The sequence below is a fragment of the Fibrobacter sp. UWS1 genome, assembly GCF_002300445.1.
In the GTDB taxonomy this organism is placed as follows: domain Bacteria; phylum Fibrobacterota; class Fibrobacteria; order Fibrobacterales; family Fibrobacteraceae; genus Hallerella; species Hallerella intestinalis.
The window spans coordinates 1926361-1940601 of sequence record NZ_NSGW01000001.1 but is presented as its reverse complement, the minus strand read 5'-3'; the positions used below and the strand labels follow the sequence as shown (position 1 = coordinate 1940601).

The 14241-nt window shown below is 47.8% G+C and carries 14 protein-coding genes; 12 read left to right on the top strand and 2 right to left on the bottom strand.

Going from position 1 to position 14241, the window contains the following annotated elements; genetic code table 11:
* Positions 1 to 283 precede the first annotated feature (283 nt).
* Positions 284 to 1066 carry a 16S rRNA (adenine(1518)-N(6)/adenine(1519)-N(6))-dimethyltransferase RsmA gene (gene rsmA, locus BGX14_RS08405; protein WP_095879600.1) on the bottom strand — a complete coding sequence of 261 codons (783 nt, stop codon included), beginning with the start codon at positions 1064 to 1066 and terminating at the stop codon, positions 284 to 286.
* Between the two features lie 180 nt (positions 1067 to 1246).
* Between rsmA and lptC the strand changes: the two genes are divergently transcribed.
* The 7 genes from lptC to BGX14_RS15825 all read left to right on the top strand — a co-directional run bounded on the left by lptC (position 1247) and on the right by BGX14_RS15825 (position 8500).
* Positions 1247 to 1906: an LPS export ABC transporter periplasmic protein LptC gene (gene lptC, locus BGX14_RS08400; protein WP_095879599.1), complete on the top strand. Its 660-nt coding sequence runs from the start codon at positions 1247 to 1249 to the stop codon at positions 1904 to 1906.
* Positions 1903 to 3180 carry a hypothetical protein gene (locus BGX14_RS08395; protein WP_073303466.1) on the top strand — a complete coding sequence of 426 codons (1278 nt, stop codon included), beginning with the start codon at positions 1903 to 1905 and terminating at the stop codon, positions 3178 to 3180. Before lptC ends, BGX14_RS08395 begins: the two co-directional genes overlap by 4 nt.
* On the top strand, positions 3177 to 3914 hold the full coding sequence (gene lptB, locus BGX14_RS08390) for an LPS export ABC transporter ATP-binding protein (RefSeq protein ID WP_073303464.1): 738 nt from the start codon (positions 3177 to 3179) through the stop codon (positions 3912 to 3914). The genes BGX14_RS08395 and lptB overlap by 4 nt, the downstream gene beginning before the upstream one ends.
* 12 nt (positions 3915 to 3926) lie before the next feature.
* Positions 3927 to 5444 carry an RNA polymerase factor sigma-54 gene (gene rpoN / locus BGX14_RS08385; protein ID WP_073303462.1) on the top strand — a complete coding sequence of 506 codons (1518 nt, stop codon included), beginning with the start codon at positions 3927 to 3929 and terminating at the stop codon, positions 5442 to 5444.
* 233 nt (positions 5445 to 5677) lie between these two features.
* Complete coding sequence (locus BGX14_RS08380) at positions 5678 to 6955, top strand: ATP-binding protein (RefSeq protein WP_073303584.1); 1278 nt, start codon at positions 5678 to 5680, stop codon at positions 6953 to 6955.
* 199 nt (positions 6956 to 7154) lie between these two features.
* The gene (locus tag BGX14_RS15830; RefSeq protein ID WP_073303460.1) at positions 7155 to 7724 is read left to right on the top strand and encodes a transposase; all 570 of its coding nucleotides are present in this window, start codon (positions 7155 to 7157) and stop codon (positions 7722 to 7724) included.
* Positions 7694 to 8500 carry an IS3 family transposase gene (locus BGX14_RS15825; protein ID WP_198951191.1) on the top strand — a complete coding sequence of 269 codons (807 nt, stop codon included), beginning with the start codon at positions 7694 to 7696 and terminating at the stop codon, positions 8498 to 8500. The genes BGX14_RS15830 and BGX14_RS15825 overlap by 31 nt, the downstream gene beginning before the upstream one ends.
* Before the next feature lie 3 nt (positions 8501 to 8503).
* Here the strand turns inward: BGX14_RS15825 and BGX14_RS08370 are convergent, their stop codons facing one another.
* On the bottom strand, positions 8504 to 9820 hold the full coding sequence (locus BGX14_RS08370) for an ISL3 family transposase (RefSeq protein ID WP_158223236.1): 1317 nt from the start codon (positions 9818 to 9820) through the stop codon (positions 8504 to 8506).
* Between the two features lie 557 nt (positions 9821 to 10377).
* Here BGX14_RS08370 and BGX14_RS08360 point away from each other — a divergent pair.
* The 5 genes from BGX14_RS08360 (at position 10378) to BGX14_RS08340 (ending at position 14194) form a co-directional block, all read left to right on the top strand.
* Positions 10378 to 11244 carry an FISUMP domain-containing protein gene (locus BGX14_RS08360; RefSeq protein WP_073303455.1) on the top strand — a complete coding sequence of 289 codons (867 nt, stop codon included), beginning with the start codon at positions 10378 to 10380 and terminating at the stop codon, positions 11242 to 11244.
* Entirely contained in the window at positions 11208 to 11678 is a 471-nt protein-coding gene (locus BGX14_RS08355; RefSeq protein ID WP_143394196.1) for a hypothetical protein, read from the top strand. The genes BGX14_RS08360 and BGX14_RS08355 overlap by 37 nt, the downstream gene beginning before the upstream one ends.
* A 245-nt stretch (positions 11679 to 11923) precedes the next feature.
* On the top strand, positions 11924 to 12250 hold the full coding sequence (hpf, locus tag BGX14_RS08350) for a ribosome hibernation-promoting factor, HPF/YfiA family (RefSeq protein ID WP_073303451.1): 327 nt from the start codon (positions 11924 to 11926) through the stop codon (positions 12248 to 12250).
* Entirely contained in the window at positions 12250 to 13284 is a 1035-nt protein-coding gene (hprK, locus tag BGX14_RS08345; protein ID WP_095879596.1) for an HPr(Ser) kinase/phosphatase, read from the top strand. The genes hpf and hprK overlap by 1 nt, the downstream gene beginning before the upstream one ends.
* Positions 13277 to 14194: an MlaD family protein gene (locus tag BGX14_RS08340; RefSeq protein ID WP_095879595.1), complete on the top strand. Its 918-nt coding sequence runs from the start codon at positions 13277 to 13279 to the stop codon at positions 14192 to 14194. The genes hprK and BGX14_RS08340 overlap by 8 nt, the downstream gene beginning before the upstream one ends.
* Positions 14195 to 14241 lie beyond the last annotated feature (47 nt).

Below are 14241 nucleotides of genomic sequence, written 5' to 3'. Positions count from 1 at the left end.
CCATGGTTCGACAAGCTCACCAACCAAGCAAATCGGGTGGAGTTTTGTATATAAGTCCCAAATTAAAGAATAGAGATGGTTAATCGGTTAGAAGTTGAGGGAGTTTTGAAAACGAGGGAGTCTGTTTAAAAGTGATTTTTTATATTTCGCGTTAGTGACCGATGCCCGGATGGGTTCGGACTCGACGTAGGCGAGGCTGAACGGACGCCGTGCAGAATGCGCGGCGATAACGCCAGGGAACGCCACGCCTTTTCAAAGGCGGGGAACGCCCGGAAACCGATTTTTATTTTACTTCAAGGATTTGGTAAATGGCAAGCAGTTCTTCGGGGAAGAGTTCTTCTGCCCGCGTGTTCGTAGAAAGGCCGCAGGCGTCGAGAGCGTGGACAACGTCGATTTTGTCGTATTTGGATGCTAGCGAATTGGTGATGACCTTGCGCTTTTGGGAAAAAGCGGCTTGGACAAATTCAAAGAATTTGGGCGGCGCATTGAGCGGTTCGGAAAGCGGAGTGAATAGGACTGTCGCGCTTTCTACGTTTGGGCGCGGTGTAAAATGTTCCGGCCCGATTTTTCGAAGCATTTTGCAGGTGGCGTGGGCGCGAATCCAGACGGTAAGGCTGCCATAATGGCGCGTGTGCGGTTCGGCACAAAAACGTTCCGCAACTTCTTTTTGTACCATGCACATGAATCCGTGCGTTTTTTTCAAAAGCGGCATGACTTTGGCAACGATGCCTGTCGATACGTTGTAAGGTAGATTCCCCGCTAGCCAGGGTTTGGGATTTTCTTTTAGCCAGTCGTCGATGGGAAAACGCAAGAAGTCCTGGTTTACTATATGAAAATTGGAACGGGAAGCGAATTTTTCTTGAAGCACCTTGACGCATTCTTCATCGATTTCCACGGCGGTGACGGGCACTCCTCGCGAAAGTAGAGGTTCCGTAAGCGCTCCGTGTCCAGGCCCAATTTCCAGAATAGCGCTGTCGCCGGAAAGCGGAATGTCGGCAGCGAGAAGATGGGCGGTTTCCTTGTCCAAAAAGTTTTGCCCAAAACGGCGTCGGCGGTCTCTGTCCATAGAAGGAAAAGTAGAATTTATAGGAGGATTTTGCGGGAAAGGTTATGAGAATCGTTCTAAATGAAAATGTCATGGCGAGGAACGCTGTGGCGAAGTTCCACTTTTCAAAAGGCCACTATCCACGAATCACTATTTGTTCCCCTACTCCCTTTTCCGTGAATTATTGTATTTTTAGTTCCGATGGCATATTTTTTGCTACACATCGGAAGGCGTTTTTATCGGGCGGTTCTTTTCGCCTGTTTTTGTGGGCTTTTTCTTGTAGCCTGTAGCGAATCGGATGAAGAGCCGCCTTTTAACGGAGAAATTGCCGAACGCCCGATGATGCTGTTTACCGATACGACCTTGCTGGATTTTTACGAAAAGGAACGCCTGTCGTGGAAAGTCAAGACCGCCTATCTGGAACGTTGGGGAGGCAAGGAAAAAATTTTCGCGAAGCCGATCCTGGTCGATATTTTCGATTCCCTTGGCGAAAGGTCCGCTTTTTTGCGCGCGGATTCGGGAACTTTGGACGGACGCATGAATTACGTCTATGCCTACGGCCATGTCTATGCGATAACGCCGAAGGGAGCATCCGTTCGTGCGGATTCTTTGCTGTGGAATAAAAAAGACGATCTGGTAAAGACGGAAAGCTATGTCCGCGTGGTGAGCGAAGACGGCGATGTTCTGCAAGGAAAGGGTTTTGTCAGCGATGCCAAAATGGATAACTGGCACATTCTGTCGGAGGTGACGGGCATTTTTCAGGATGCGGCAAAACGCCTGAAAGAAGAAGACGAAAAACAGAATGCGGAACAGGTGGAATCGGTAACGCCGCACAGACCGCCCACGAGGAATTCCCGATGACGCGGCTCGGCATCTGGCTTTGCCTTTTGGGAATCTTTTTTCAGCAGGTGTGTGCGCAAACGTCGCCGCTGGTGATGCGCCATGCCGACAGCCTTGCCGCTATGCGAAAATCGGGATTTCTCCTTTTGCACGGGCGTGTTCGCTTTACGCACGATTCCATCGAGTTTCGGACGGGGCGCGCGACCTGGAACAAAAATCTGGATAAAGTGGATTGCGAAGGGAATTTTCTTTTTCGGCATCCCGACGGCTATATGAAAGCGAAATCGGGGAGCTACCAGCGCAAAACGGAAATCGCTATCGCTGTCGGTTCTGTGGAGGCAAAGGATTCGGCGGGGACCTACGCCTTTTTTGGGAACCATCTCGTTTACAATAAAAAAGAAAAAATTTTGACTTTGACCCAAAATCCCCTGCTGCACCAGTACCAGGTTCAAAAAAACGGGAAAATCGACACGACGGCAGTTCGCGCGGAATACATTTATTTTGACCAGAACGCGGAATTCGCCAAAGCGTTTCAAAATGTCGTCATCACGCAGGGAAATATGGTCGTCACTTGCGATTCGGGATACTTGGACAAAAAAAATAATTGGGTCGCTTTGAAAGGTTCCCCCAAATTTACGATGGATGGCTACGAGCTGACCGGAGATTCCATCTATCTGACGATTGACGCCGACGAGCGGACCCTGAAAAGCGCGCTGGTGATTCGGAACGCCCAAGGCAAGCAATACGAAAAGGGAAAGCGTGGCAAGCCGGATCAATTTACCGAAGCCCGAGGGGACACTCTTTACGCCGAATTTGACAAGGACAAAATCCAGAGCCTTTATGTGAATTTGAATGCGAACGGTTTTTTTTACGAAGGCGATTTTGTCGATTATAAAAACAAAATGGAAGGCGGGCGTTTGGACTTGACATTTAAAAACGGCAAGCTGAAAGGGGCGCTGATTTCGGGAGATGCGCAAAGCACTTATTTTCACGTGATGGAAAAAAAGCGGCAGATCGAAGGAAAGAACGAAGCGGCGGGCGATACGATTCGCATTGCGTTTGACGACGGCAAAGTGAAGCATTTAAAACTTTCGGGCAAAAAGACTCTTGCCAGCGGGCGTTATATCGACCTGACCAAGGAAAATATCTTGCCGCAAATTTCCAAGGACACGACGATTAAAAATTTTACCAAGCAGTCGTTGGAAAAGATAAAAGAAGAAAGAGAAAAACAGGTAAAACAACAGGCAAAGCCAAAGGGCAAAAGCGCCCGGGACAAAAAGGAAGGCCGCAAATGAAAAGCCTTATCCGCACGATTCGTACAGATAAAATCTGCAAAATCTACAATGGCCGCAAAGTGGTCAATAATGTTTCCATCAGCGTTTCGCAAGGGGAAATCGTCGGGCTTCTGGGACCGAACGGAGCCGGAAAAACGACATCCTTTTATATGATTGTCGGCATGGTGCGTCCTGATTCCGGCCATATTTTTTTGGACGACGTGGAAATGACGGAAAAGCCGATGTTTCGCCGGGCGCGATTGGGTGTCGGCTATTTGCCGCAGGAAGCGTCGATTTTTCGAAAGTTGAGCGTTCAGGACAACATTATGGCGATTCTGGAAACGCAGAACTACAAACGTTCCGAGCGCAAAGAACGGTTGGAGCAGCTTTTGGAAGAGTTCAAAATCACCCATATCCGAAAGACGAAAGCGATGAGCTGTTCCGGCGGCGAGCGCAGGCGTTTGGAAATTGCGCGGGCTCTTGCGGCTAATCCGGATTTTCTGCTTTTGGACGAACCTTTTGCAGGAATCGACCCCATTGCTGTGGGCGACATTCAGGCGATTATTTCCAGCTTGCGGGAAAAGGGAATGGGCATTTTGATTACGGACCACAACGTGCGCGAAACGCTTTCCATTACGGACAGGGCTTACATCATGTATAAAAGCCAGGTCCTTACCGAAGGCTCGTCGGATTTTCTCGCGAACAACGAAGAGGCAAAACGAATTTATTTGGGCGAATCTTTTCGCTTGGATTAGAAAGGGCGTAAAATGGATTTAGGCATTCAATTAAAGCAAGGGATGAAACTGGAGCAGAATTTGTCTCCGCAAATGCTCCAGTCGATAAAACTTCTCCAGATGAACTCCATGGAACTGGAAACGACCATTTCGCAAGAACTGGAAACGAATCCCCTTTTGGAAATGGACGAGACTCCGGACAGCCGCTTGGAATCCATCGACGCCCCGACTCGGGAAAGTTCGCGTCAGGATGGCGACGACAACAGCCATGATCTCATGGAACCGGGAATGGAAAATACCATGGACTGGGCGCAGTATATGGAAGACGGTTTTCGCAACGCCGAAGCGCCGTTCAAGGATTTGGGCGGCAGGGATCCCGACGAAGAATGGCGACCGGAACCCACGCGCGGGCTCAGTATGCAAGAGGTTTTGCGGAATCAGCTGCGTGAATGGAAACGCCCGGCCCGCATTGTGAAAATTGTGGAATATCTGATAGACTGCGTCGGGGACGACGGATTTCTTTCGCCGGCAGACAAGAATTTATTGGATGCGGAAACGGAACAAATCCAGCAGGATCCCGATATTGCCGAAGTCGAAGAGGTTTTGCAGCAGAAAAAAAGATTGGAAGACGCCTCGTATCCTGTTCAGGAAGCTTTCCATGTTTTGCAATCCTTTACGCCGCCGGGAATTGGCGCGCGAAATTTGCGGGAATGCTTTTTGATTCAGGCGTATCGGATTCCCGATTTTTCGCCGCTCGCGATTCGGATTCTCGAAAAAGAATTTGACGCGTTGAAAGATTTGCGCTATGCCTCCATCGCCAAGGCGTTGGGGGTTTCTTCCGAAGAAGTACAGAAAGCGGTTCGGGAACTGGCCGTTCTTTCGCCGCATCCCGGCTCCCAAATAAACAATACGCCGACGCAGACGATTACCCCCGACATGGAAGTGGTGGAAACGGCGCCGGGAAATTTCAAAGTGGTCATGCGTCGCGAGCATATCCCGCGTTTGCGCATCAATGAAACGTATCGGAAGTTGCTCTTGAGCCCGACCGCATCCAAGCAAGACAAAAATTTTGTCCGGGAAAAATTGAATGCGGCAAATTCCTTTATCAAAAGCGTGGACAATCGGCGCAGCACGATAGAGCTGGTCATGAACGCGATTCTCAAAAAACAGCACGATTTTTTTGCCAAGGGACCCGAAAATTTGAAGCCGATGATTTTGCAGGACATCGCCGACGAAGTGCATCGCGATCCGAGTACGGTGAATCGGGCGACAAACGGAAAATACGTGGACACGCCGTTTGGAGTCTATGAATTAAAGCAGTTCTTTAGTTCGGGCGTCCCTCAGGAAGACGGCAGTGCTGTCGGTTCAGCAAAAATTTTGGATTCCATCAAGGACCTAGTGGCCAATGAAGATTCTTCCGCTCCGCTTTCGGACCAAGCGATTACGGATGCTTTGATGCGCATGGGAATGAAAGTCGCTCGCCGGACGGTCGCCAAATACCGCGAGGAACTGCGCATTTTGCCGGCAAGATTGCGGAAAACGGTAAAATAGCCTTCCCTTAAAAAGTCGGTTTGCGAACGCGATGCAAGGCTTCGAGGCGAATGCTGTGGATATGTTTGCATAAGCATAGCCATGCTTATGGGACTCAAAATCGTCTTTTTTTGAACGAAAATCGCCATTTTCTCAAAATTATACCGATTGAAATCTCCAAATCTCACGGATTAAAAACTCGAAATCTTACGGAATGAATTGGCAAAATCACACCGATTGTATATATTATGGGCATGAAAAAACAGGATTACATGCCAAGAATTGTGGATGATCAGATAAAGTCATCCCTGTCAACTTTTGGAGCATTATGTGTGGAAGGTCCAAAATGGTGCGGAAAGACCTGGACATCCAAATATCACTCCGCCAGCGAAATAGAACTGGGCGACCCTAGTGGAAATTTTCAGAACCGAAGGCTTGCGGAAATGGACCCGAAACTGGTTTTGGAAGGTGATACCCCAAGACTCGTTGATGAATGGCAAGAAGTTCCGCCAATATGGGATGCAGTTCGTTTCGAAGTTGACAAACGTACCGAAAAAGGGCAGTTCATTTTGACAGGTTCATCAACTCCCGCTCGAAAAGGAATCCTGCATAGCGGCGCCGGCCGTATCGCAAGACTTCGCATGCGCCCGATGACCTTGTTTGAAATAGGGACTTCTAGTGGAAAAATTTCTTTGCTGGACATTTGCAGTGGATGCGCTCCACAGGCGATGACGGGCGAAGTTGGTTTGCAAACGATTATTGATTTAATTGTACGGGGAGGCTGGCCCGGAAGCCTTGGACTTTCTACACAGCAGGCGATGACCGTTCCTAAAGCCTATATCGATGCCGTCATTGAAGACGACATTGACCGCCTTGACGGAATCAAGCGCAATAAGAGCAAAATGCGGCTTTTGTTGAAAAGTCTTGCCCGCAATGAATCTACGACTGCAACAAACAAGGTGTTGAAAAACGACATCAAATCAATCGATGACGACGACATTGACCTAGATACGATAGCGAGTTATCTGGACGTATTGAAGCGTTTGTTCCTTGTTGAAAATCAGCCGCCATTCTGCAACAGGATTCGCTCGAGCATGCGGATCAAACAGGCCGAAAAACGCCATTTAGCAGACCCTTCGCTTGCCGCAGCCTTGCTAGGTGCAACACCTGCGAAGTTGATTCAGGATTTGAACACTCTTGGATTCCTTTTCGAGGCCCTATGCGAAAGGGATTTGGATGTTTATGCGCGCAGTTTCGGAGGGAAACTGTACCACTATCAGGATTACGGCAATAACGAAATTGATGCCGTTGTAGAAATGCCTGACGGCAGCTGGAATGCTTTTGAAATAAAGCTCGGCGCCAACCAAATTGACGAAGCCGCCGCAAATTTGTTGAAAGTTCGTGATGCTATTGCGAAAGACCCGCAGGGCAATCCCCCCGCAAACCTCTGCGTGATTTGTGGACTGAGTAACGCCGCCTACCGCCGCCCGGACGGAGTTTTCGTTGTACCTATAACGGCACTAAAACCGTAAGAGAAATAGCTTCATCAATAGAGATAAGTGTTTTTTTTGTGACATAATTCTCTAAATGTACTATATCGTGTTTTGTACTTTTTGTATTTTAGTCCATTTGGGCGAAAGCCGTGTCGAACTTGTAAAGGGAAGACTATAAAAAACGCCCTGCCATAACCGGGCCTGCGGACAAAAAGTTGGACACAATTGAGGTCCGTACATGCCCTATTACTCCTTATCACAGATAGCCAAGGCGCTGAAAACATATCACGAATTGAGGTCGGTCTCCCGAACGGTCCAGGTGCTAGGCTATCCGACAAGAGCTCGACTTTATTTCTGGATTCACGAGGAAGGAAAGGTCAAGACAAGAAAGCGGAAATACAGCTATAAAAACATCCGGGAGCACCCAAGGAATCCTTCGGCAAATATTAAATTGGAGGCGATTCGAAGATGTTTCGAAAATGGCGAGAATGTTGTAGATGTCGCCGAAGGACTCGGGTATTCGACTGCCAGCATCTATAAATGGAGACGCCTGTATCTGACAAAAGGAGCCCTGGCCTTGCAAAGTTGCAACCGTAAAAAACCAAGAGGACCTCTTGAAGAGGGGAAGGACGATTTTTCCTCCGCCGAAGTTTCCGCACTGAACAGGAAAGTCCGCGACCTGGAGATGGAAGTGGCCATCCTGAAGGAGACTTTGAACATATTAAAAAAAGACCCCGGCGTTGACGTTTCCGCCTTGAACTACTTGCCAGGCTTGACCTGCCCCGCAGCGTATTCTATTACAACCTGAAGCACGCAAACGACAGGACGATTAAGGACAGGGATTCCCTTGAATTTGTACAGATTGCCTTCCAGGCATCCAAGAAGAGGTACGGTTACAGAAGGATCCGAAAAGCATTGAAAGACGAGGGAAAGACCTTGTCTGAAAAAGTCATCCGGAGGGTGATGCGCGAGAACGGACTTGCGGCCTACCGTCCCAGAAAACGGAAGTACAGCTCGTACAGGGGCGAAATTTCGCCCGCGGTGCCCAATCTGATAAACCGCGATTTCCATGCCGACAGGCCCAATGAGAAATGGCTTACAGACATCATGGAGTTCCCCCTTTCCGACGGCAAGTTGTACCTGTCTCCGATGATAGACTGCTTCGACGGAAAACCCGTATGCTGGACTATAGGCGAAAGCCCCGATTCGAGGCTAGTGAACCGAATGCTGGACAAGGCCTTAGGGCAGCTCCACGACGGAGAAAAGCCGATCGTGCATACGGACCGGGGATGCCATTACAGATGGCCGGGATGGATAAAGCGGATGAACGATGCGGAGCTGAAACGGTCAATGTCGAAGAAAGGCTGCTCTCCCGACAACTCCGCCTGCGAGGGCTTCTTCGGCATCGTAAAGAACGAATTGTTCTACAATCGTGACCTGGCTGGCGTCACCAAAAACGAATTCAAAAAGGAACTGAATGAATATTTGGAGTGGTTCTGCAAGGATAGAATAAAGATGAGTCTTGGCGGAATGAGCCCCGATGATTACAGAAAAAGTCTGAGGCATCATCAATATGTGTGGTAGCATTTAGGCAGCCTTGCTAGATGATTCTCTCGATACCGATTCCCATTCGTAGGCTATCTTTACATCTACATAGGAACAGCTCAACATTATCAGCGACAGCATGTTGTTCATGTTCCTGAAGCCATAGGCAGTCCGTATCAGTAGCTTTATCTTGTTGTTCGTCGCCTCGATCCTTGCGTTTGACACGCCCAGCCTGATTGTGTTGAGGATTCCGTCGTAGTTGCGCTTGATCTTTGCGTACAGATCCTTTACTGAGCCGATGCGTGAGTGGCTTGCACGCCACAGCCACCTGTCCAGATTTTCCCTGGCATCGTCATAGCCCATCTTCAGGATGATGCGCAGTTCCTCCTTGAGCTGGTATGCCCTGTAGAGACGCGGATAGCGGCTTGCTATGAGTTCTATTTTTCTCTGCTGGCTTTCGTTAAGGTTCTCTGGAGCCTTGCCCAGAGCGTACCTGGAGTTCTTTATCCCCTCCGCGGTGCGGTCCTTCGGGACGCTATCCTTCGTGGGCCTGCCTCGGCCCCGTTTCTGATTGCGGTTTTCCTTGCGGGCCTCCTTCCAGGCTTCCACACGGACCTTGTCCAGGGCTTCTGTCGCCCACTGTACGACATGGAAGCTGTCCACGCACCGTTCGGCATTGGGCAGGAACTCCTCGATGCTTGACCTTATCCACTTGGCTCCGTCACAAGTCACAAGCTCCACGCCCTTGCGCTGCTCTTCGCTGAGTTCCCTCATGAAGAGGTCCAGCACCTCCTTCCCGTAGCCCTCGTGGACCCAGATCACGCAGCGCCTGTCGTGATCCACTACCACCGTTATGTACTTGTGCCCTTTCTTGTAGCTGGTCTCGTCGATGCCTATGCGCCTGAAGATGCAGCCTGCCTTGATCGGCCTTGTGTCCAGGCGATCCCATACGCGGTCGGCAATTTCCCCCACGGTATTCCAGGCGATGCGTAGCTGCTTTGCGACAGCCTTTTTCGACATGCTGCATACGGCCCATGCGACCTGCTGCTCGAAGGCGTCGGTGAAGCCTGACCTGTGGCTTGCCCACGGCACCTTCACCGTTTTTACGCCGCATTTCTTGCACTTCACCCTGTAGGTGTCCATCCTGATGAAGCCCATCTTCGTGCCGAGATCGAGCGTCCGCCATACCCTCTGTTCCCGGCCGTTGTCGTAGAGCTTCCCTTTTCGCCCACAACAGCCGCACCTGCTGGCGTTGCCCTTGGTGAGTCTTACCGTGATGGTGACCGTGGTGTCGGTTTGCTCCTGCTTGACGACTGAACAGCCGTTGACATTGAAGATGGATTTGTATAATTTTGACATGGGCTTTTTCTTCTGTTTTTTTTGGCGATTAAATTTTAGAAAATAGCCCATTTTTTTTGTTTGATTTAGGCGAAAGTCAACAAAAAAAGGGGGGCGAAGCCACCCACACATGTTGATGAAGAGCCAAAAGTCTAAATTTAATCTAACTAATCTGTCCAAGAAAAAGTCCGCAGCCTCCAATCGTGGTGTAATTTATATGAAAAAATTGTACTAATTCTATTATCCGGCTTTATTCTAGGCTTTTTAATGACATTCTTTTCAATAGAACCCTATTATAAAAAAGTCAGAATGACTAAGGCTTTATCCATAGTTGTGGAGAAAGCGAGATGGTGTAGCGCTAACGCTCGTCGTCTAGACGAAGAGGGCAACTACATTTGCGGCGATGTTGCTAACGATTGGGTGTCTGCTATAGAAACAGATTCTTCGGTAATAAAAGTCGGTTTCCACAAGCCTGGTAATACCTTTCATATAAAGTTTTTAGGATTTGATTTGGGACCATGGTATTCTAGCGTTGACCAATGTTTTGTAAATGTCAAAATTGAGGAGGGGGCCGTATTGTGTCAATAAAAAAGTTCTTTTTTAGATGGTGCAGAATCCATCTCTTTGCGCTGGTATTCCTGATTGGTTTTATTTGTGGCGTAATCGTTGTTTTTTTATTGTGCGATATAGATTTTTTAATAGGTGTAGACGTTCAATCGGAGAAAATCGACAAAATTCGAACGAGTGAAATTGCCGAAGGGAATTATGAAATTGAAAATTGGACAGCTTATGAGAAAAAAGGCGATCGACTGTTCTTTTGCGACGGATCTTTGTATGAGTTTAGTCCTAAATATGTGTTTTTTCGCCTTACAAACGGCCTTTTATTTGGAAATTCATTCAAAGAATCTACGTTATATGAAGAAAGCGAAAAGGATTCTCAGGAATATCCTTATATGAGGATTGGTAATCTTTTATGGATGGCAAAAAATCTTTCAACTCAGCCCAAAGAAAAGGACCTTGTTTTCTTTGATGCTGTCGCTGGATTGAAAATTATGCCAAGATCTGCTTGTTTATATAATAAAGAAAGTAATTGTGGAAAATATGGTAGGTTCTATGATTACTCTTTGGCTTTGTCGATATGTCCTGATGGCTGGCGATTGCCTAAAAATGAAGAATGGGCTACGCTAAAGGGAAAAGTTGGAAAATTAAAATTTGTAAATGAGTTTGCTGGTTTTTGTCGGAAAAATGATTCGGGAATTTACGAATACGTTCATGAGGGAACTGCCGCTACATGGTGGAGCGATGGCCCCGTAAACACTGACGAAGATTCGGGAATTTTTCTAGATGACAGTGAATTTTATTACATTTACGCGGAAAATAAAGATGATTTTTCATTGCGTTCTGTTAGATGTGTAAAAGAGGTTTCAGACTTTCCAATGCGCTGAAGTATGACGCAAACGGTAATGTGTGGCTTGACGGATACAATAAGTCTGCATATATTTTGAATTCCATAGGGATGCCGGAACATATTGCTTTGTATAGTGAAGTCCCTTCAAAATTGAGTCCCATCGACGTTGATCAGGAAACCGTGTATGACGAGGAGTTTGCAAACATAAGGATGGCCCCTGCGCCCGTAAGGGCCGTGAAGAAAGAATCCGTTGGCGTTCCCGCAGAACCCGTTCGGAAGGCTCCGCCTCCATCCATCACGCTGGACGTGATCCTGTCCGGTTCCAATCCTGTTGCAATCCTTAAGTTCCGCGGTGAAAGCGCCGTCGTAAGCGTCGGCCAGGAAATTTGGGGCGTGACCGTGAAGGAAATCGGTGCCACAAGCGTCACCCTGGTGTACAAGGATGGCGAATTCACTTTGACGGGCAATTGATTTTTCAAAGAACGGCATTGTGAATGCTCAAAAATCGCCAAATTCAGCAAAGATTCGGCATAAGTACCTGAAACGTCAAAAACAACGAAAAAAAACGAATTTCAGACTTCATTCCAAATTGGATGAAAAATCCAAAAATTTTTGCAAAAAACGTTCTTTTTTGAACAAGAAAGATGTATATCTTTGAAAAGCGAGGACTTCGGGTCCTCTAAAATTTATTTCACCCTTAACAGGAAGGTTCGCCTATGGATGTTCAAATTTCTGCTCGCCATTGCACTATTTCTGACACACTTCAGGATCATCTTAAAGAAGAAGTGGAGGCTCTCGGAAAATTCTACCCCAATATCACTTCGGCTTCGATTGTTCTCGACCGCATCAGCGATCTCAGCCGCCATTGCGAAATTTCCTTGAATGTGAAAGGTGCCGTTGTGGTCGCTTCCGCCGACGAGGAAAATATGGGGAAGGCGATTGATACCGCTCTTGAACGCGCGAAAGTGCAGCTCAAAAAGGCGAATGAAAAGCAAAAGGCCCATCAGGCCGAGCCGGTTTCCAATGTCACTACACCCCAGTAATGTCTTATAATCCGTTCCACCATTTAAATATCAAGCACCGAACTTCGTGTCCGGTTCTTGTTTTTTTTAAACATTTTCGGCAATCCTTAAAATTGACCCTTCACACTCCGGAAGAGTCGTTGCGGACGAACCTGACGCAAATCGGAGTGCATCGTCCCGGACTAGCGATGTCCGGCTACACGGCTTCTTATAAAGAAAGCGCATCTCAAATACAGATGATTGGATCGACGGAGTGGAATTATCTGGAAAGCGTCGGCAAAGAGGAGCGGGAGCGGATTTTTGCAAAACTTTCCGAATATGAATCCCCGATGTGGGTGCTTACGCACAATTTGCAGCCGCATCCCGAATTGCTCGAAATGTGCAAAAGGAAGAACATTCCGCTGATGACGACGGAACTTTCGACTTTTCCTTTTGCCAAGGAAATCCAGCAGTTTTTGGAAATTTATTTTGCGGAATTTACATCGGTTCATGCGAGTCTGGTCGATGTCTATGGCGTGGGAATGCTTTATGTGGGGGATAGCAACGTCGGCAAATCCGAGTGCGTTTTGGATTTGGTCGAGCGCGGGCACCGCTTTGTGGCGGACGATGCAGTTCGGATTATTCGCATTGGCGATATGCTTGTCGGCAGGTCCGATTCCGTAATACAGCACCACATGGAAATTCGAGGCATCGGTATTGTCAATATGAAAGAAATGTTTGGCATTGCCTCTGTCCGTCGGCGTAAAAAGATTGAAGTGGTGGTGGATTTACAGCCTTGGCGTCAGGGTTCTTCGTATGAAAGGACAGGGCTTTTTCATGCGTCCGAAACGATTTTGGGCGTGAAAGTCCCCAAGGTTTTAATCCCTGTCGCTCCGGGGAAAAGCCTAACGGTGATTTCCGAAGTGATTGCCATGAATACGCTTTTAAAGTTGAACGGCGTGGATGCCGCCAATGAATTTAACAAATCGTTGATGAAAATTATACAGGATAAGGCGAAGGGCGTTTTTGTAGAAGACGGCTTCGACGAGTTTTTAGGCGGAGCGACGTATGAATAGCAAAATTTCTCGGCGCGGCAACAAGAGAATGCTTTTTTTCGTCTTTATGCTCGGCTGCATCATTTTTTGCCTTTGGTATTTTTTTCATCCGTTGAGCCCTTATAATGAAAGGCTGCGCTATGTGGCCGCATTTAGCGAAGTCGGTCCGCTGGCCAATGGAAGTAATGTAAAAATTGGCGGTCTTCCCAAGGGGCGCATTCTCGGAATGCATAAAACGGATTCCTGCATTTATGTCGCTTTTGAAATCGGCAGAAACGTGCGCCTTGCCAAGGATTCCAAAATTCATTTTGCGTCGGCGGGATTTTTGGGAAATCGGGAAATTCTGATTGAACTCGGCGAATCTCCGGAGTATTACAGAGACGGCGATACGATTCGGCAAACGCTTTTTGACAAGGGACTCAATACGGCGAAAGCCGATTTGGACGAAACCTTGGCGACTTTTGAAGCGGTGATGAAGACACTTCGTTCGGTGTTGGATTCGGCGAAGGACGGCTCGGGCAAAAAGCATTTTGACCGGATTGTCCGCAAGGGGGCGACTTTGAAAAAGGATGCCGAAAATGACCTGGTCCGCTGGAAAACGGATTTGCAAAATAGTCTGGATTCTCTGGATATCGCAATGGGCAACTTGAAAACGGAGGTGGGAAGCGTCTCTTCGGAATCGAAAGAATTGAAAAATAGCGGCGAAGAAATGCTTGCCCGGTTGGAGCATTTGCGCTCTTCCGCACAAGAGGTCCATGCCCGCATTCAGCAGGTGGTTTCCAAACTGGACGAAAACGATAATTCTGCGGCGCTGGTTTTGCAAAAAGACGGCGAAATCGTTCAAAAAATGGAACAGATTCGTGGCGACGTGGAAAATATGATGAAAGATATGAAAAAGAACGGCATTAAATTGAACGTGGATATTTTTTGATTTTCCCGCTTCGCTATGGGATGCTTGCGGCTTTTCTGCCGCTGGGT

What these genes read in the sequence shown, in the direction of transcription:
- BGX14_RS08370 (WP_158223236.1), bottom strand. Translation starts at nt 9,820, where the DNA reads ATGTCAAAATTATACAAATCCATCTTCAATGTCAACGGCTGTTCAGTC.
- rpoN (WP_073303462.1), top strand. Translation starts at nt 3,927, where the DNA reads ATGGATTTAGGCATTCAATTAAAGCAAGGGATGAAACTGGAGCAGAAT.
- BGX14_RS08380 (WP_073303584.1), top strand. Translation starts at nt 5,678, where the DNA reads ATGAAAAAACAGGATTACATGCCAAGAATTGTGGATGATCAGATAAAG.
- BGX14_RS08355 (WP_143394196.1), top strand. Translation starts at nt 11,208, where the DNA reads ATGTGTAAAAGAGGTTTCAGACTTTCCAATGCGCTGAAGTATGACGCA.
- BGX14_RS08340 (WP_095879595.1), top strand. Translation starts at nt 13,277, where the DNA reads ATGAATAGCAAAATTTCTCGGCGCGGCAACAAGAGAATGCTTTTTTTC.
- hpf (WP_073303451.1), top strand. Translation starts at nt 11,924, where the DNA reads ATGGATGTTCAAATTTCTGCTCGCCATTGCACTATTTCTGACACACTT.
- lptC (WP_095879599.1), top strand. Translation starts at nt 1,247, where the DNA reads ATGGCATATTTTTTGCTACACATCGGAAGGCGTTTTTATCGGGCGGTT.
- BGX14_RS08395 (WP_073303466.1), top strand. Translation starts at nt 1,903, where the DNA reads ATGACGCGGCTCGGCATCTGGCTTTGCCTTTTGGGAATCTTTTTTCAG.
- BGX14_RS15830 (WP_073303460.1), top strand. Translation starts at nt 7,155, where the DNA reads ATGCCCTATTACTCCTTATCACAGATAGCCAAGGCGCTGAAAACATAT.
- hprK (WP_095879596.1), top strand. Translation starts at nt 12,250, where the DNA reads ATGTCTTATAATCCGTTCCACCATTTAAATATCAAGCACCGAACTTCG.
- lptB (WP_073303464.1), top strand. Translation starts at nt 3,177, where the DNA reads ATGAAAAGCCTTATCCGCACGATTCGTACAGATAAAATCTGCAAAATC.
- rsmA (WP_095879600.1), bottom strand. Translation starts at nt 1,066, where the DNA reads ATGGACAGAGACCGCCGACGCCGTTTTGGGCAAAACTTTTTGGACAAG.